The 17542-nt window shown below is 50.9% G+C and carries 14 protein-coding genes; 13 read left to right on the forward strand and 1 reads right to left on the reverse strand.

Annotation, left to right across the window (positions count from 1 at the left end; translation table 11 throughout):
* Window positions 1–60 precede the first annotated feature (60 nt).
* The 6 genes from rfbH (at window position 61) to C8N30_RS18715 (ending at window position 9593) form a co-directional block, all read left to right on the forward strand.
* A complete protein-coding gene (gene rfbH / locus C8N30_RS18690) occupies window positions 61–1377 on the forward strand; it encodes a lipopolysaccharide biosynthesis protein RfbH (protein WP_232222771.1) in 1317 nt (438 codons plus the stop codon).
* Window positions 1374–2147 (forward strand): glucose-1-phosphate cytidylyltransferase, encoded by a 774-nt coding sequence (rfbF, locus tag C8N30_RS18695; protein ID WP_015063258.1) that lies wholly within the window; start codon window positions 1374–1376, stop codon window positions 2145–2147. The genes rfbH and rfbF overlap by 4 nt, the downstream gene beginning before the upstream one ends.
* A 4-nt stretch (window positions 2148–2151) precedes the next feature.
* Window positions 2152–3222 carry a CDP-glucose 4,6-dehydratase gene (gene rfbG, locus C8N30_RS18700; protein WP_015063259.1) on the forward strand — a complete coding sequence of 357 codons (1071 nt, stop codon included), beginning with the start codon at window positions 2152–2154 and terminating at the stop codon, window positions 3220–3222.
* Window positions 3219–4151 (forward strand): NAD-dependent epimerase/dehydratase family protein, encoded by a 933-nt coding sequence (locus tag C8N30_RS18705; protein WP_015063260.1) that lies wholly within the window; start codon window positions 3219–3221, stop codon window positions 4149–4151. The genes rfbG and C8N30_RS18705 overlap by 4 nt, the downstream gene beginning before the upstream one ends.
* Window positions 4132–5658: a putative nucleotide-diphospho-sugar transferase gene (locus C8N30_RS18710; protein ID WP_015063261.1), complete on the forward strand. Its 1527-nt coding sequence runs from the start codon at window positions 4132–4134 to the stop codon at window positions 5656–5658. The genes C8N30_RS18705 and C8N30_RS18710 overlap by 20 nt, the downstream gene beginning before the upstream one ends.
* Before the next feature lie 68 nt (window positions 5659–5726).
* On the forward strand, window positions 5727–9593 hold the full coding sequence (locus C8N30_RS18715; protein WP_015063262.1) for a glycosyltransferase: 3867 nt from the start codon (window positions 5727–5729) through the stop codon (window positions 9591–9593).
* Between the two features lie 22 nt (window positions 9594–9615).
* On the opposite strand, the gene C8N30_RS18720 is transcribed toward C8N30_RS18715, so the two are convergent.
* A complete protein-coding gene (locus C8N30_RS18720; protein WP_015063263.1) occupies window positions 9616–10647 on the reverse strand; it encodes a DUF2793 domain-containing protein in 1032 nt (343 codons plus the stop codon).
* Window positions 10648–11184: 537 nt separating this feature from the next.
* On the opposite strand from C8N30_RS18720, the gene C8N30_RS18725 reads away from it, so the two are divergent.
* The 7 genes from C8N30_RS18725 to rfbB all read left to right on the forward strand — a co-directional run bounded on the left by C8N30_RS18725 (window position 11185) and on the right by rfbB (window position 17535).
* Complete coding sequence (locus C8N30_RS18725; RefSeq protein ID WP_015063264.1) at window positions 11185–12150, forward strand: IS1595 family transposase; 966 nt, start codon at window positions 11185–11187, stop codon at window positions 12148–12150.
* Between the two features lie 579 nt (window positions 12151–12729).
* Entirely contained in the window at window positions 12730–13446 is a 717-nt protein-coding gene (locus C8N30_RS18735) for a hypothetical protein (RefSeq protein WP_147419725.1), read from the forward strand.
* Window positions 13424–13570: a hypothetical protein gene (locus tag C8N30_RS19460; RefSeq protein ID WP_015063267.1), complete on the forward strand. Its 147-nt coding sequence runs from the start codon at window positions 13424–13426 to the stop codon at window positions 13568–13570. Before C8N30_RS18735 ends, C8N30_RS19460 begins: the two co-directional genes overlap by 23 nt.
* Before the next feature lie 40 nt (window positions 13571–13610).
* Complete coding sequence (locus C8N30_RS19225) at window positions 13611–13928, forward strand: hypothetical protein (RefSeq protein ID WP_015063268.1); 318 nt, start codon at window positions 13611–13613, stop codon at window positions 13926–13928.
* Between the two features lie 501 nt (window positions 13929–14429).
* Window positions 14430–15854, forward strand: coding sequence for a mannose-1-phosphate guanylyltransferase/mannose-6-phosphate isomerase (locus tag C8N30_RS18745; RefSeq protein ID WP_015063269.1), 1425 nt, complete (start codon window positions 14430–14432; stop codon window positions 15852–15854).
* Window positions 15855–15924: 70 nt separating this feature from the next.
* On the forward strand, window positions 15925–16491 hold the full coding sequence (gene rfbC, locus C8N30_RS18750; RefSeq protein WP_025060871.1) for a dTDP-4-dehydrorhamnose 3,5-epimerase: 567 nt from the start codon (window positions 15925–15927) through the stop codon (window positions 16489–16491).
* 3 nt (window positions 16492–16494) lie between these two features.
* The gene (rfbB, locus tag C8N30_RS18755) at window positions 16495–17535 is read left to right on the forward strand and encodes a dTDP-glucose 4,6-dehydratase (protein ID WP_015063271.1); all 1041 of its coding nucleotides are present in this window, start codon (window positions 16495–16497) and stop codon (window positions 17533–17535) included.
* Window positions 17536–17542 lie beyond the last annotated feature (7 nt).

The raw sequence follows: 17542 nt of genomic DNA on the forward strand, positions 1-17542 counted from the left end.
GTCAACCCGATCATTATTTTCGTTTATTGGCCAGCTTGGGTCGAAAGAGGGATGGCTTTTGTGAACACTGAATTGAGAAACAAAATTGTTGAGCTGGCACGCCAGTACCACAGCGAAAACAAAGCACCGGCATTTGTCGCGGGCGAAACCTATATTCCTCCGTCGGGCAAGGTGCTCGATGCTGATGACTGCGGAACGTTGATAGATTCCGCACTTGATATGTGGTTGACGGCCGGACGCTACGCCGACGAATTTGAAACGAGCCTTGCTAAAAAATTCGGCAAGAAGCTGTCAAAGCTGACAGTATCTGGGTCCGCTGCGAACCTCCTTGCATTTACCACACTGACATCCTGGAAGCTTCGCGAGCGCCGCATCATGCCCGGCTCTGAGGTTATAACAGTGGCGGCGGGTTTCCCGACGACTGTTGCTCCGATTATCCAAAACGGATGTATTCCCGTTTTTGTCGATATCGACCTCGACACACACAATGTGAACGTGCAGGCCATCCGTGACGCCATTACGGACAAGACCCGCGCAATCATGATTGCGCACAGCCTTGGCAACCCGTTTGACGCCGTTGCGATTGCGAAGATTTGCGAAGATCATGATCTTTACCTAATTGAAGACTGCTGTGACGCATTTGGTGCGACCATCGGCGGGCGCGGTGTGGGTACGTTTGGCGACATTGCTACACTCAGCTTTTATCCGGCGCACCATATCACCATGGGTGAAGGTGGTGCTGTCCTGATGGACAAGATGAACCTTGCGCGCATTTGCGAGTCCTATCGTGACTGGGGCCGTGATTGTTACTGCAAGCCAGGTCAGGACAACACTTGTAACAAGCGGTTCGACTGGCAGTTGGGCGACCTTCCCGCAGGTTTCGATCATAAATATACCTACAGCCATATCGGGTATAACCTCAAAGTGTCCGATATGCAGGCTGCTTTGGGTGTGAGCCAGCTGAAGAAGCTGGACCAGTTTATCGACAAGCGCCGCGAGAACTTTGACCTTCTGACTCAGGGGCTCAAATCGCTTGGTCTGGACAAATATTATCACCTGCCCGAGGCGACACCCGGAACAGAACCATCATGGTTCGGCTTTTTGTTAACGATACGTGAGGACGTGAAAATTTCCCGCCGCGATCTCACTGCGCGTCTGGAAGAATTGAAGGTTGGAACACGACTGCTGTTTGGCGGTAACCTGACAAAACAGCCTGCCTTTATGCATGCAGATTTCCGGGTAAGCGGTTCGCTCGCCGTGACCGATCTGGTTATGGAAAACTCTTTCTGGGTTGGTGTTTGGCCGGGTATTGGGCCAGCCCACGTTGATTATATGGTAAATACACTTGCCAAGGTTACGAAAGAACTGCTGCCATGAAGGCGGTAATCCTTGCGGGTGGATTCGGGACGCGCCTTTCCGAGGAAACCACAGTTAAGCCAAAGCCGCTGGTCGAAATTGGGGGATTCCCCATTCTCTGGCATATTATGAAGACGTACAGTGAACATGGTGTGCGCGACTTTGTAATCTGCGCCGGCTACAAAGGGTCGATGATCAAGGATTATTTTTATAATTACTCGACCCGCATGAGCGACATGACCGTTTCGACCGCAACGGGCGAATGTACATTCCACAAAAAGCCTGATGAGGATTGGAAAGTCACCATCGTTGACACCGGTGCTGATGCAATGACGGGCGGGCGCTTGGCCGCTGTTGCGGACTACCTCGACGACGGTGAGCCGTTTTGTATGACCTACGGTGATGGTGTAGGTAATGTCGATATAACCGCATCAATTGCATTTCACAAAGCACACGGCAAAAAAGCAACCGTGACAGCAGTGACTCCTCCCGGTCGTTTCGGCGTATTGGATATTGACGGAACACACGTCAAAGGCTTTCGCGAAAAAATTTCCAGCGATCAGTACCGCATTAATGCCGGTTATTTTGTGCTGGAAAAAAGCGCTATTAGCTATGTCGCTGATGCACTGACCAGCTGGGAAGATGCGCCGCTACAGCAGCTTGCAGCAGAGGGTGAGCTTGAAGCTTTCGAGCACCTGGGGTTCTGGCAGCCGATGGATACGATCCGTGATCGTTCCCAGCTTGAAAAACTTTGGGCTGGCGGTAAGGCTCCTTGGAAAATTTGGGAATAATGTCATGGTTGATCCGTCCTTCTGGAATGGAAAGCGGGTTTTCCTAACCGGCCACACAGGTTTTAAGGGTGGCTGGTTAGTGCTTTGGCTGCACAGGATGGGTGCCAAAGTTGTGGGCTATTCCCTGCCTCCCGAAACCAAGCCAAATTTGTTTGATACTGTTGATGTTGCATCTTATTGCGAGACATCGACATTTGGCGATATTCGCGATGTTCCAGCCTTGTCAAAAGCGCTGACTGATTCCAATCCGGACGTTGTGATGCACCTGGCAGCGCAGGCAATTGTGAAGACCGGTTTTGATGATCCGGTTCAGACATTCGAGACGAATGTGATGGGCACTATAAACGTCATGGAGGCCGTACGCGCATTGCCCGAGCATGTCGTGTGTTTGATCGTAACATCCGATAAATGTTACGATAACCCCAACGACGGCGTTCCTTTGCGGGAGCAGGACCCGCTAGGTGGACACGATCCTTATAGTGCGTCCAAAGGGGCATGCGAAGTTGCCGTTACGTCATGGCAGCATAGCTATTTCAATGATCTCTCAATGCCGGTCCTCGCATCCGGTAGGGCGGGCAATGTGATCGGTGGTGGGGATTGGTCGGCCAACCGTCTGCTTGCGGATGCGGCGCGCGCATTCTCGAAGGGGGAAGCTCTGACGGTACGCAATCCGTTGGCAACGCGCCCTTGGCAGCATGTCCTAGAGCCTTTATCGGGCTATCTGACTCTCATTCAAAAACTCGCGGCTGATCGTAAACTGCCAAAGGCTTGGAACTTTGGACCTGTGCCTGCGGTAGACACTTCTGTCGAAAAAGTTGCTGAATTCGCCGCCGGAGCATGGGGTTCCGGTGCGCGCGTTGAAGTTTCCCAAAATCGGCAGGATTGGGAGGAAGCGCATGCGCTCTTGCTCGACAGTACAGCTGCCGTACGTTTTCTGCATTGGCGGCCGCGCCTTGATGTACCCGAAGCCGTTGATATGACGATGAAATGGTACGCGCGCTTTTATGAGACGAGTGGCGCTGGCATGGCGGACTATACGCTTGCGCAGATTGACGACTACTGCGCGAAGCTATGACCGTGGTTACGGCCTTGCCAAGTGCCGTACTCCTGACTGGTGCAACTGGATTTTTGGGTCGTCACCTTGTTGAGTTCTTTTCCTCTAAAGGTTTGCGCATCGGTGCGATTGTCCGCAATGATTTTAACGCCGATGATGCAACGCTCAAAAACGTAGAATTCATCAAGTTTCAATCTGGCCCTGCCCTCACGGCGGAATTGGAAAAATTCAAAGACGCGACTGTTATTCATTGCGCCGCTTATACAAGCCGAACGGGAACACTCGACGACATTGCAGTTGAGACCCAAAGTAATCTGGCATTTCCGGTACAGGTGTTCGAGGCCTGCCGCCTCGCGGGGATCCGTGACTTCATCAATATCGGCTCGTTTTGGGAGCATGATGAAGCAGGCAAGATTGCGCCCCCCAACAGCTATGCGGCAATGAAACTGGCGTTCCAGACTTATCTGGATTTCATGGCGGCTAAATACGGCCTCAATATCGCGACATTGAAGCTGTCAGAAACATATGCCGAGGGCGATACCCGCGCGAAGGTCATCCCACTCCTTTGCAATGCCATTGAGAACGGCACCCGTTTAGAGATGAGCGAGGGCCGACAGCAAAGCTCGTTTTGTCACATCAGTGATGTGGTCGCCGCTTTTGAGGCCACTTCAGTTTATTTGCGAGAACTACAGCCACAGGGCCAGCATCAGGTTTTTCATGTCAACAGTGGCGTGAATACTTCCATTCGGGATTTAGCGGCGCTCTTGGCGCACACGGCGGCACCCGCCCGCCTTGAAATCGCATGGGGTGCGATCCCTGCACGGGTTGGCGGATTAAAAGCGGCATGGATCGACGGTCCCCCCCCGCCCGGCTGGTCACCCAAGATCGGATTGGCGGACGGATTAGAATTGGTATGGAAAAGGAAAATCAGTGACAGACGCGACGCATAATACCCTTCGGGAACAGGCCAATGACCCCAAGCTGACGCCAGCGGAGCGCGAGAGTCTTATTTTATCCAATATCGACAGTCTACAGGCTTTCCCTAATCAGCGTATATGGGAGGTTATTTGCAGCCTCATTCAAAAACAGCGTGTGAGCGAAAGTCTTGAATTGATCTGCCATCCATCAAACAAACTTATGGTACAGGCGCGTATCAACGGATTGATTAACCAGTATGGACGCCACTTAACCGAGACTACAGATGTTCAAGCAATGCGTACAGCTATTCACGAGAACATTATAAATAATCGAAACATAACACATTTTACTGAAAAAGTACTGACAGTTTGTCTTACACAGGGCTGGCTTGAAGATGCGCTGGCCTACACTGATTTGGCAGTTAGTTCGACGAATGTTAAAAAAAATCCATTCCTTCTGGATTACTATACGCATATTCAGGAGCTTTTGCGAATGACTATCGCTGAGGTGCCTATTGAGGAAATAAATAGTTGCCTGCGCAGAACCTTAAAAACCTTGATTGAGGGAGACAAGGAAGCTGAGTTCGTAAAAGCAGCTAATCTGCTTACTGCGATGCACTATGCAAAAAACCCGCAAGAGGTCCGTGAAATAAAAGTACTAATTTTGCAATTGGTCGAACTATATGAGACATTTAAAGAAACTCCGAAACTAACAATAGCGACAAACTTTGATGTTCCCCAGGGTGAAGTGTTGCTGCATCACGATACTGATTTTGCAGATGGAATGAAGGCCGCTATTCGAACAGCGGGCGCAAAGCAGGTCACGCTTGTATTTTGTAGTGGCGCTTATTTGGAGTACTTCAAAGTATTCTGGGCTCATAATAAATCGTTCTTAGGGCAAGTCGTTGTCGTTTCACTGGATGACGACGCTAAGAGATGGTTTGAGGGGGGCAATCTCGATGTTATTCATGTTAACGAGAGCATATATAATGGCGCATCTGATTTTGGCTTCTACCTTTGGCGTAAGCGCTTTGAAGCGGTCAACGCCATTATTGAGTGTGGCGTAAATGTTTGTTTGTGCGGAATTGATTCTCTTTTCTATAAGGGCGCAATTACCCACTTTGAATCGCTACCCTATGACATCATTGCGGGCAAAGGCCCCGGGTTGCCTTTTTCTGCGGTAAAGTCACATGCTGCTCTGAACTGTGACCTTTTGTTTTTTAGGGCAAGCGACAGTGTATTGTCTTTGATGAAAGAAGTTTTGGATTATTGTGGTATATATCTCCAAGACCAATCGTCGCTAAACATAATTGCAGCACGAAATGGAAAGCCCAAAGACGGGATGGAGCATGAAGGTGTGCATTACGTATTTTATACGACCAAGCACAATGTAACACTTGCTTGTGCTACGCAAAACTTCATGGTTCGGCAGCGCGCGAAGTACGACTTGCTGAAGGATACAGGGTCACTCTGGGTATTCCAACCGAGTGATAAAAACGAAATTTTGCTCATGGCGGAGCAGGGTGAAACCAACCGTTAGTAGGGGTCGAAACATCCCCAGATAATATTTTATTCAAGCCTTTTATAATTAGAGCGTCAGGTGGCCCAATGACCTTTGCAAGTATCCTTTCCGACAAACAGTTTGCGGATACGCCCGCGATTGCACAAGGTGAATTACCGGTTGGGTTTGACCCAGATCAGTACCTTGCGCTGAATGGTGATGTCGCAGCCATCGAAGGGTTAGATGCAAAAGAGCATTACCTTAATTACGGCGCAAAAGAACTTAGAACTATATTGGCGCTCGGGACAGGGCTTGATCATCCCGACAGTCGTATGATGTCAGAAAGCGAACGGAACAACTGGATCTCCGTGTTTGAAAAAGCGCTTGGCCGATCCGGGGTAGACTATAACGTGGCAGATATCATTGCGCGGCATCCGCGTGCGGGCTGGTTGTATGGCGGATTTACATTGCCAGCATATCTTTGCCAGCACCGCGATGTCGCTGGTTCAATTGATGATCCCGTTTTGGCGGCTTTCCATTATTTGGAAATTGGCATTGAGGAAGGTCGCGACGGAAGGCCTGATGCTTGGGAACCCACCTATATTAAGGCTCGTTACGGTCTGGAACTGGATCCAGCGGTGACTGTGGTTGAAGTATTAAAGGCGGTATTTGAAACAGGCGCTTCTCCTCTCCAAGCCGCACTTACCGAGGAAGAGCACTGGCAACTCAACAATCTCTCAGGCGCAACATTGGTCAATGAATTTGATCATGAATTTTATCACGCGATAGTGCACCGTCAAAACGAGTCTTCTATTCCATTCGACCGGCTCGCCTGTATTGATCATTTTATTGAATTTGGTATAGGTGAGCTACGGCCGCTTAACGATAATTTTAATTTCGACGCAGGTTTTTATGCACGTTCCGTGCCGGCATTATCGATTGCCCGACTTCGCAGACACGGGTCAAAATCTGACGAAACTATACCGGATGAAACTCTCTACAGGCATTTTTTGAGTTATGGTATCACAGCTGGTGCTGCTTCTAATATAATCGTTCTGGCAAAGAGGGAGTTCGATCTCAACGTTCCCTCTGCATTGATCAAGCAACTTCCGATTGCTAAACAGGCTATAGGTTTACCTTATGACTCGTCCCCCGAGGTTGTCTTAAGAAGGTTGTTGAGCGGCCCTATCCCTGCGATCACGTACCTTCAATTTGATATACCGGAGATGATGCAGTTTCTCGTCAGCCTTGCAGATCGTTTTGCGCGGGCAGGGGACAATGCGCAGGCGCAGTCATTGTATTGGACTGCGCTTCAATCCGACCCAACCTACGATACTGCGATCCGGCACCTCGCAGATGTTTTACAACGAACCGGACAACCAGAGGCGGAGTACTGGATGCGTTCGCGGGTTTCCGAAGCGGATAAATCTCCATGGAAGTATCTCGCCATGGCAGAGAATTGTATTGAAGCCGGGCGTATGGATACTGCTGCAGATGTTCTGTCGAAATTCTCGTCGAATGCGCGTTCCGATGCGGGCGCAAAGTCAAAGTACCGCGAACTGGCTCATAGATTATTTGATAAATCTTGGAGCATCGCCCCGCTTCAGGTTAAAGCATTTGGACTTCAGGCAACGCAGGATAGGTTGCGCAAGGTACTTGCCGCTTGTTCCCCGGCGTTCAATACAGCTGTACGTACTAACGAAATCAAAAGTATCGCACTTGTCGGAACTCAAGATTTATATCAGTGTAAACTGTATCGTGTGGACCAAAAAGCAGAACAGCTGCGTAGCGCCGGGTTCAAAGTTGAGATATTTGCACCCAATAGCCAGCTTAACTATTTTTGCGCACGGTTAGATCAATTTGATGCCGCGATCTTTTTTCGCGTTGCCGCGTTCCCCCCTATGATAGAAGCAATTAGTAAAGCAAGCCAACGAGGTCTGGCGACGATTTACGAAATTGACGATATTGTTTTTGATACCGATCATTTCCCTCCTGCATTTGAAACGTATGCTGGTCAGATCAGTGAGGACCAATACAACAGTATGGCATGTGGAGTGCCATTATTCGAGCATGCGATGAAGTTGTGCGATTACGGGATTGCATCAACATCTACGATAGCAACTTTGATGAAGGACAAAGTGCGCACTGGCCGCGTATTTGAGCACCATAATGCATTAGGGCGCCTTCACCTGCTTGCTGAACGAAGTGCGGCGCAAATAATGAAACCCAACGATGCGCCGCTGGTCATATTCTATGGGTCCGGTACGCGCGCTCACAAAGAAGACTTTCACGAGATCCTTGAGCCAGCGCTCGCAGAAATGGTGAAGCGGTTTCCTGAAAAAATCGAAATACGTCTCATTGGGCATTTTGGCGATTTCAAATATTTGGATATGGAAGCCGATCCTGTAACTGTAATGGAGCCTGTGTGGGATTTCGAAGAATTCATGTCACATGTCGCGAACGCGGACATAAATCTTTCAGTTCTTGCTCCATCCCTTTTGACCGATGCAAAGTCTGAAATTAAGTGGATGGAAGCAGGGCTGTTCAAAACGCCCTCTGTTGTATCTGATACAACTTCTCATCGCGACGTTATCGAGCATGGTGTGACCGGCTTTTTGGCGAATAATACCAGCGACTTTATAACATTTATCGATGCTCTTATCCGCGATGATGAATTACGGACGCGCGTGGGTCTGGCCGCTCATAATACTGTTGTGTCCACATACGGACTTGCGGATATGGGCGAAAATTTATGCTCTATTTTTCAGGATATCCGTCCCCCTGTTACGCCCAAAAAGCGTATTGTTATTGTGAACGTTTTTTATCCACCCCAAGCGATCGGCGGCGCAACACGTGTGGTGCATGACAACGTCACCCAACTGCATAAGATGTATGGCGATGAATTTGAAATAGATGTCATCTGTACATTGGAAGGCGGGGCACAGCCGCTTGAGGTTAACTCCTATGCGCAAGACGGAATTCGAGTATGGACGATCACAGCACCTCATAACGTTGAGGGCGACATGGCAGCGCATAACAATAGCGTCTATGATGTATTCGAAAAACTGGTCGCACATCTGGATCCGGAGCTGATCCATTTCCATTGTATCCAACGGTTGACCGCCGCTGTGACTGATGTCGCTCGTCACCGCAATATTCCGTACGTTATCACGCTCCACGATGGTTGGTGGATTTCGCCAAACCAATTCATATTGGGTGATGATGGACAGCCCGAGTATTATGACTATAACGCCGAAAAAAGCCATATGTTGCCATCGCGCGCTCAGGCTCTGCGCCGGTCTCTCTTGGGCGCAAGACAACTCTTGGCAGTCTCCGAGAGTTTTGGGTTGCTGCACGAGGCCTGTGGCCTGAAAAATGTATCAGTGATTGAGAATGGCGTATCGAACTTGCCAGAACCCGTTCACACGAGGTCATCATCCGGTCGCGTGCGCTTGGCGCACATTGGTGGAGCATCGCGGCACAAGGGTATCCATCATGTGCGCAATGCCTTGAGCGCTTATAATTTTGCTAATCTGGAATTGTTATTGATCGACCATGCTCTGTCGCCCGAAACCGTCCGTTATGAAATCTGGGGCAATACACCGGTTACTATTCAGGGAAAGGTGGGCCAATCTGAAATTGCTTCGCTGTATGGGCGCATAGATATTCTCCTTGCACCATCCATCTGGCCAGAAAGCTACGGCCTTGTTACCCGCGAAGCCACAGCGATGGAGACATGGGTCATCGCAGGGGATCAAGGTGCAATCGGTGCTGATATCATCGAAGGTGTGAACGGTCATGTGGTTGAAACTGCGACCTATCAAGGACTCATGGACGCGTTAATTCAAGTCGACAACAACCATGAGCTTTACCTGACAGCGCCAAAGAAAACCGGCCAGCAACGCACATCCCAAAACCAGGCCGAAGATCTCGCGGTATCATACCGCAAGATCCTGAAAGAGAAATCAATCTAGGTATGCGTCAAGCTTTTTGACATCAAATCAACCAGCCGGAGAATGTCGTGTGACCTTGGTAGTAGCGGATGAAGCTGCTCACGTTTCCTGTCCGACAGGTTACGACATCACCGGCGGCTAAGGTGAATACGGCTGTGAACGAAAGCGGCATTTCCCCGACGAGAACCTGCATCTGGTCGTCAACAGTGGTCCCGTTAATCCCGAATGCGATGCGTCCATTTGTTTGCGAGCTGAGGAAGCCGTTCAACAAGAAGCAATAGAAGCCGGCAACGGGCGCCGTAAATGCGCTGGTTCCCGGATTGAAATGTCCGCCCACATTCGTTGTCGCCGTGACGAACTGCAGATTTGTGTTGGGACCACTCACATTCATCCACCCTGCAACATTGGTGATAGCAGAGAACCGCGGCTTAGCAGGAAAGTTGGCAATACCTGTGTTCTTATCCACGACGACAGCCTCGTGAAATATGGCGCCATCAGGTGAAACCTTGATCGTAAAATCATCCGACCCCGTCGTTCCCATTTCTGCACGGCCGGAATAACCCGTCTGAAAGAGAAGGCTGGCTGTATCTGAGTTAGTCGCTTTGTTCACTTTCAATTGATGCCCTCCCGACCCTGCATCGTGTGTTAACAAAGTTGCGGGAGAGGAGACGGCAAGGCGGTTATTCTGATCGGAAGTCGTGCCGATACCGACCCCGTCAGTGTTTTGCAAATCGGCTGTCGCAGGGGTCCAGGCGCCGTTAGTGCGCACACAAAGCACCGAACTGCCCGCATCCCACAACCGCCAACCATCCTGCGGCGCAACAAACAGCCAACCAGTGCTTGTTCTGATCGCCAGCATATCAGGTTGTCCTGTCCAGTCGCTATTCGGGGTCAAGCCAAGAGCATAGCAATCGCCGTCAACCGGTGCAGAAGGCGGCGTCTCGGCGTCCCGCGCTACAACAGTCAACTGCGTAATCAGATCAAGGGCCTCTATTGCGCTGTTGTGGGTCATATGTTTTTGCGCCTGCGCGGGCTGGATCAACGGCAGGTTCAAACGAGGGGTATTCTGGCTCATGGGAGGGGTCCTTTGGCTTTGAAAGTGGCTCCCGCATTAGGCTGTCCCTGTCTTGAAGATATCTAAAGTGGCTGAACCCTGAAGTAACCAAACCTTAAGAGATACATGAGTTCCTCTGCCGTTTTTCTAGAATCTTGATTGCCGTGTTTTAAGTTGCCCGGCCTTGACCAGTAACTTTAGCTGACAGTGAGGATTGCTCGTAAGATGAGTTCCTCGGCGCCTCAGCTACAAAAGGTTTCCACTAGAAAATACGTATCTTGAGGTGGATAATCATAGTTATGTTACTTAATGCGCCAGCCCCTTTTGATATTCAATACAAAATCAGCGTTTCCATTTGTCGCCCTACTCGAAAGCTCCAAAGCTGCAGTGCTCATGACTTGGGCATACAAGACTAATCCGTGGCTCTCGATCAACTAATGATTGACAGATCTTATTAGTACGTACTTTAATTAATTCATGTTAAATTTTGGCGATTATATATTTGACAAACCCAACAGCAAAGCGTAGATTAATCTCAACAAGTTAGAGGTTTTTCCAATGTCCGTTCTTTCCGCCCCATACATGCACGACGAAGCCGCAGCGTTTAAGCACGTTGAGGCAATGCTTTGGGGTGACGCACCGATCTGCGCGCACTGTGGCGTTGTAGATGCGGCATATCCTCTGGTGGGCGTTCGCACTAAGCCATCCGCCAAGAACCCCGAAGGCAAAGAGCGCCATGGCCTTTGGAAGTGCCGCGAGTGCCGCAAGCAGTTCACTGTTCGCAAGGGTACAATCTTTGAGGAAAGCCACATCGCCATGCACCTGTGGCTGCAAGCCATTCACCTCATGGTGTCCAGCAAGAAGGGTATCAGCAGCCACCAGATGCACCGCGTTCTGGGCATCACATACAAATCCGCATGGTTCCTGACGCACCGCATTCGTGAGTGTATGCGTGATGGCGCGCTTGCAGGTTTCGGCACAGATGGCGGCATTGTTGAAGTTGACGAGACATTCATCGGCAAAGAGCCGGGTGTCGTCAAGCACCCAAAGGCGCGCGGCGGCTCTCATAAGATGAAAATGCTCACGCTGGTAGATCGCACCACCAAGCGCGCCAAGAGCATCGTTGTGGACGACCTCAAGAAGACAACGCTTATCCCGATCCTGCGCGCCAACATCGCCAAGGAAGCCTATGTAATGACCGACGAAGCGCGTCAGTACGAAGGTATTGGCGCTGGCAAGGTATTCGACGCCCACGGTTGGACCAACCATAGCGCAGGCGGGTATGTAAACCTTGAGGATCGCGAGATGCACACCAACACCGTCGAGGGCTTCTATAGCATTTTCAAGCGCGGCATGAAAGGTGTCTATCAGCACTGTGGCAAGCAGCACTTGCACCGCTATGCAGCGGAGTTTGACTTCCGGTACAATAATCGTGTCGCAAATGGCGTTGATGACGTTGAGCGCGGCCAGATTGCGCTCCGCAGCGTAGTCGGGAAGCGGTTGACTTACCAAAGGGTTAACTAAGAAGGTACAGGGTAACCCTTAGTTGATTCTGGTGCATAATTTGACAATTCATCTTTCCAGCTTGGAGGCCATTGATGGCTTCTTGGCAAATACATCAAAGTGTCTGGATGACTATCAGCCTCATTGGACCTATCAACCTGGATACAAGGACCATCAGATTAGTTGGCCCATTCTGGAAGAAGACACGGGCTTCACCAGATCTAGACTTCAATTTAGAATTCCCGACCAGCACCCAGAGTATTGCTCAATAAGCTTATTCTTTAAGGGAAGCATAGTTTGTCGGCTCGACAAAGACAGCATCAACGTTTGTAAAGCAAACCCACTTTTCGCGTTCAAGCGGGGATTGCCCGCAAAAGTGTGTGGGCCTCACATACATACGTGGTCCGATAATCGAGATCACATCTGGTCCAGTGGCATCTGGGACATAAAAGCGAGGCGTGGAATAGGTGATGAAATCAGAGGGATTGAAGATATGTTTTTCTGGCTTTGTGACCATATAAATGTTAGGATTCAAGGACATAATAAGCCACTCACACTACCCAATGTGGGTCTATGGGGCCAGTCATGCTAGATTGTGATATGATACATACAAAAATGAGCGAGTTTGCTTCTTGTGAACCGACAGCAAATGGTTTGCTGGTCTCAACCCACTGCCTATACCCCTCTTTTGAAGCGGTTAATGTTTTTGTCGTTGGTTATGGGGATGGGTTCATCGTTCATGACAATGCTGAAGCGGCTCGGCTGGTTTGGATGTACGGGATTGATGAGCGATCATTCAAGCGTACGGCATCACATTCTGCCAACGCATTTGACTGCAAGATGGAAGGTGCGCAAATCCAATGTGAAGCACCATCGTCTGACTGGTTGTGGGCGGCGATTGCGTCGGTTGCGAACGCATCATCGGACGCAGCTCGTGCAGCGGTTGGGAAAGCGCGAGTTTCTACGGAGGTAAGCCTAATCCAAAAAGCTAAAGCTATTTTTGATGGTGCAGCATGGAACCCAGAGACCAAGCTTGATTTCCCATTCCCCGGAAGTAGTGGAAAGGTTCACTCTTTCGACTTGGCTATTTTCTCTGGGGGAAAAACAGCCTTAGTTGATGCAGTAACACCTCACCACAATTCAATTGCGGCCAAGTATCTAGCTTTCTCTGACACACCAAACCAGCCGGGAATATATAAGTACGCATTGTATGATGTTGAGCTTGATCAGCAAGACAAGGCGCTCATGTCGAACGTAGCAGACTTAATAAGCTACAAGTCTTTGGAGGGTACAAATGGCAAATTCCTCATCCAGTAAAACCCAGCTAGACCGCTTCAAAGAAGCCGCCCGCGAGTTAGAGACGGACGACGACGAAGCGCGGTTCAACAAAAAGCTAGGCAAGCTGGTGAAGCCTAAGCCGGACGCCAAGAAAAACGATTGAGGTATTTGACTACCCCATATGTGTGGGGTAATATACTACCATGAATGTATCAGAGCTTCATATCGACAACAAATCTGTGGGCCTTATTGTGCGAAGTCTGGCCGTTGAATGTCATGATTTTGCTGTTCTTAGCGGTATCCCTAGCCATTCGGTTGAGCATCAATTGCCCCTCGTCTTTGGCGTACTCGACAGCCATGGCAGCGACCTGTTGAACGTCAGCGATATTCCCGCAGTCAACACATCCGACATCGCCGCCATCCACATTAGCTTCTCCAATGAAGGCTACCTTAGCCTTGCACGTGCCGCAAAGAATAGGGTGGCTGATGCCGCTGATGTTGATGCAAATATCGTCGTCTGACATATCTCGAATCCCTTCAGAGTAGAATCCGAGCCTATCTCAAGCTGTGGGTTTGTCAAATATACAATCGCCTAATCGAAGGTCTCGGGCTAGATCTCTCAACCTTCGAAGTTACTGATCTACGCTCAATTTTCGAAGAGGGGGAGGCGAATGTAATCGGTGATTTCGGTAATGGGAATGTTCTCGAAATAAGAGGTGTAAACACCTTCGACGATCTTCTTAATGATATGACATTCGCTGAAATCAACTATCTTTACTGATCTGCTTTTCCATCAGGCATATCCAAGCCGACTATGAACTACACCCTTTCGTAGGTTGTCCAACTATGCGAACTCAGCAAGGGATCGCACGTTCCGACGTGTAATCGATCGGCAAATAGACAACTGTCGCGAATATGGATCAACCTGCCTTAATCCAATCGACGGTCCACCTCCGTCTCTTGTGGTATAGCGCACTGTGTGCAGAAATGCCGCGACGACCATCAGCACACAGGATGAGATAATGACAATCACGCCAGTTCTTCTTTGTGGTGGTTCCGGCACGCGGCTTTGGCCACTGTCGCGCAAGAGTTTTCCAAAGCAGTTCGTCCCGCTTATGGGAAGCCAGACCCTGTTTCAGGATTCTATTCGCAGGCTACAGCCCTTCGCAAAACCGTTGGTCATCACCGGATCAGACTTCCGCTTTATCGTGGTAGAGCAGCTCGCCGAACTCGGCATTGATCCGGATGCTGTTTTGATCGAACCCGAAGCACGCAATACCGCGCCCGCGGTTCTTGCCGCCGCACTTTATCTTAACGCCAAAGATCCCGAAACTCTCATGCTTGTGTGCCCTTCGGATCATCTGATCCCCGACAATGATGCCTTCCGCCATACTGTCGACCAAGGAGTTCCCGCAGCAGAGCAGGGGAGCATCGTCACATTCGGTATTCATCCGACATATCCCGAAACCGGTTATGGCTATCTCGAACTCGCTGAGCCGTCGGACGGAGGTCCGGTTCCTTTGCGCAGGTTTGTGGAAAAACCTGACGCCGGTACCGCAGAGCAATTGCTCGCCTCTGGCACGCACATGTGGAACGCTGGCATATTTTTGTTCAAGGTCAGTACCATCATCGAGGCATTCAAGACCCACTGCCCTGCCATGATCACCCCCGTACAAAAATCGGTTGAGGGCGCACAGATTGATCTGGGCTTTTTGCGCCTCGCACCTGCACCGTGGAAAGACGCCGAAAGCATTTCGATTGATTACGCCGTAATGGAGCCTTCGGATAACCTCAGCGTTGTCCCCTTTAACGGGGCGTGGTCAGATCTTGGCGGATGGGATGCCATCTGGCGCGAAAGCGTGCGCGATGCCGACGGCGTGGCCCTGTCTGGCAACGCAACCTCGATTGAATGTACAAACAGCCTGCTGCGATCCGACAGCGAAGGTGTAGAGCTGGTTGGCATTGGTCTGGACAATATCATCGCCGTGGCAATGAACGATGCAGTTCTCGTCGCAGATGCGCGCCGCGCGCAGGACGTGAAACGCGCCGTGCAGGTCCTCAAGCAACGCGGCGCACCTCAGGCCGAATCCTTTCCCAAAGATCACCGCCCGTGGGGCTGGTTCGAAAGCCTCGCGGTGGGTAACCGGTTTCAGGTAAAACGCATCGTTGTGCGCCCGGGTGCGGCCCTTAGCCTTCAAAGTCATCAACACCGCTCAGAGCACTGGATCGTCGTCGAGGGCACAGCGCAGGTCACAATTAACGATGAGGTAAAACTCGTTACAGAAAACCAGTCGGTTTATATTCCCCTTGGGGCCGTGCACCGGATGGAAAATAAGGGCAAGGTTCCTATGGTCCTGATCGAAGTACAGACCGGCGCCTATCTGGGAGAAGATGATATCGTCAGATATGATGACGTCTATGCCCGCGGACAGGGCGCCAAAGGGTAGACGACACCCTTGGACACTTCTCGATCCGTTTGTTAGATAAAAACCATAAATTTCTCGAAAGGTTATTTTGATCCAGATCGAAAAGACACCACTCGCCGGGGTTGTTATCCTCACGCCTGCCCGCTTCGGCGACACGCGTGGCTTTTTTTCAGAAAGCTACAGCGCCAAAGTCTTGTCGGAGCACGGCATCGACATTCCGTTTGTTCAGGATAACCATTCGCTGTCCTCAGCCATCGGAACAATTCGTGGTCTGCATTTTCAGGCTCCGCCCCATGCACAGGATAAGCTGGTGCGCTGCGGCAAAGGCTCTTTGTTTGATGTGGCCGTCGATATTCGTCGCGGCTCTCCCACATATGGCCAATGGTTCGGCACCGAGCTGAGCTTCGAGAACGGGCGCCAGTTGCTGGTACCGGCAGGTTTCGCGCACGGTTTTGCCACCCGCACGCCCGATACTGAAATTATCTACAAATGCTCTGACTACTACGCCCGCGAGACCGAGGGCGCGATCCGCTGGGATGATCCGGAGATTGGCATAGACTGGGCGCTGCCCGACGGTGTGACCCCCCTGCTGTCTGATAAAGACGCAGTTGCAGGAACCCTTGCAGATCTTGATACCCCATTCAAATTTGAGGGCTGAACCATGAAAATACTGATCACTGGCGGCGCTGGTTTTATCGGCTCGGCTGTTGTGCGGCAGGCTATTGAGCGCGGCCACAGCGTCGTGAACGTTGATGTGCTGACCTATGCTGCCTGTCTCGATAATGTCGCCAGCGTTTCGGACAGCCCCCTATATGCCTTCGAGCAGGTCGATATATGCGACATGCCCGCGCTTGCCGATGTGTTCGCCAAACACCAGCCGGACGCTGTCATGCACCTCGCCGCTGAATCCCATGTTGACCGCTCGATTGACGGGCCTGGTGCTTTTATCCAGACCAATGTGACTGGCACCTATACCCTGCTCGAAGCCGCCCGCGCCTATTGGCAAGGGCGCGAGCGCTTTGCCGGTTTTCGTTTTCACCATATTTCGACAGACGAGGTTTTCGGCTCACTCGGTCCCGAGGGTCAATTCACCGAAGATACCCCCTATGATCCACGCAGCCCCTACTCGGCGTCCAAAGCGGCCAGCGACCATCTGGTTCGCGCATGGGGCGAAACCTACGGTTTGCCCATCGTTCTGACCAATTGTTCCAACAACTATGGTCCGTTCCACTTTCCGGAAAAACTGGTTCCGGTGGTCATCCTGCGCGCCCTCGCCGGAGAGCCTATCCCTGTCTATGGCAAGGGCGATAACATCCGCGACTGGCTGTACGTCGAGGATCACGCCGACGCCCTGCTCAAGGTGATGGCCGACGGAAAAATCGGGCGCAGCTATAATATCGGTGGGGAAAATGAAGTCACGAACCTTGATCTGGTCAAGATGATTTGCGCAATTCTGGATGATCGCCACCCGCAAGGCGCGCCCCACGCGCAGTTGATTACGTTCGTCACCGACCGTCCCGGCCATGACATGCGCTACGCCATCGATCCCACGCGCATGAACACCGAAATGGGCTGGAAGCCATCTGTTACCGTCGAGGAGGGACTGGCGAAAACCGTTGACTGGTACCTCGAGAACGAGGACTGGTGGCGCGCCCTTCAAAACCGCGAAGGCGTAGGCCAACGCCTTGGCACCAAGGCATAATGGGGGG

Source organism: Sulfitobacter guttiformis (genome assembly GCF_003610455.1).
In the GTDB taxonomy this organism is placed as follows: Bacteria; Pseudomonadota; Alphaproteobacteria; order Rhodobacterales; family Rhodobacteraceae; genus Sulfitobacter; species Sulfitobacter guttiformis.

Bases quoted from the DNA above. Each gene is read 5' to 3' on its own strand.
- rfbF (WP_015063258.1), top strand. From the start codon at position 1,374: ATGAAGGCGGTAATCCTTGCGGGTGGATTCGGGACGCGCCTTTCCGAG.
- rfbG (WP_015063259.1), top strand. From the start codon at position 2,152: ATGGTTGATCCGTCCTTCTGGAATGGAAAGCGGGTTTTCCTAACCGGC.
- C8N30_RS18705 (WP_015063260.1), top strand. From the start codon at position 3,219: ATGACCGTGGTTACGGCCTTGCCAAGTGCCGTACTCCTGACTGGTGCA.
- C8N30_RS18715 (WP_015063262.1), top strand. From the start codon at position 5,727: ATGACCTTTGCAAGTATCCTTTCCGACAAACAGTTTGCGGATACGCCC.
- C8N30_RS18720 (WP_015063263.1), bottom strand. From the start codon at position 10,647: ATGAGCCAGAATACCCCTCGTTTGAACCTGCCGTTGATCCAGCCCGCG.
- C8N30_RS18725 (WP_015063264.1), top strand. From the start codon at position 11,185: ATGTCCGTTCTTTCCGCCCCATACATGCACGACGAAGCCGCAGCGTTT.
- C8N30_RS18735 (WP_147419725.1), top strand. From the start codon at position 12,730: ATGATACATACAAAAATGAGCGAGTTTGCTTCTTGTGAACCGACAGCA.
- C8N30_RS19460 (WP_015063267.1), top strand. From the start codon at position 13,424: ATGGCAAATTCCTCATCCAGTAAAACCCAGCTAGACCGCTTCAAAGAA.
- C8N30_RS19225 (WP_015063268.1), top strand. From the start codon at position 13,611: ATGAATGTATCAGAGCTTCATATCGACAACAAATCTGTGGGCCTTATT.
- C8N30_RS18745 (WP_015063269.1), top strand. From the start codon at position 14,430: ATGACAATCACGCCAGTTCTTCTTTGTGGTGGTTCCGGCACGCGGCTT.
- rfbB (WP_015063271.1), top strand. From the start codon at position 16,495: ATGAAAATACTGATCACTGGCGGCGCTGGTTTTATCGGCTCGGCTGTT.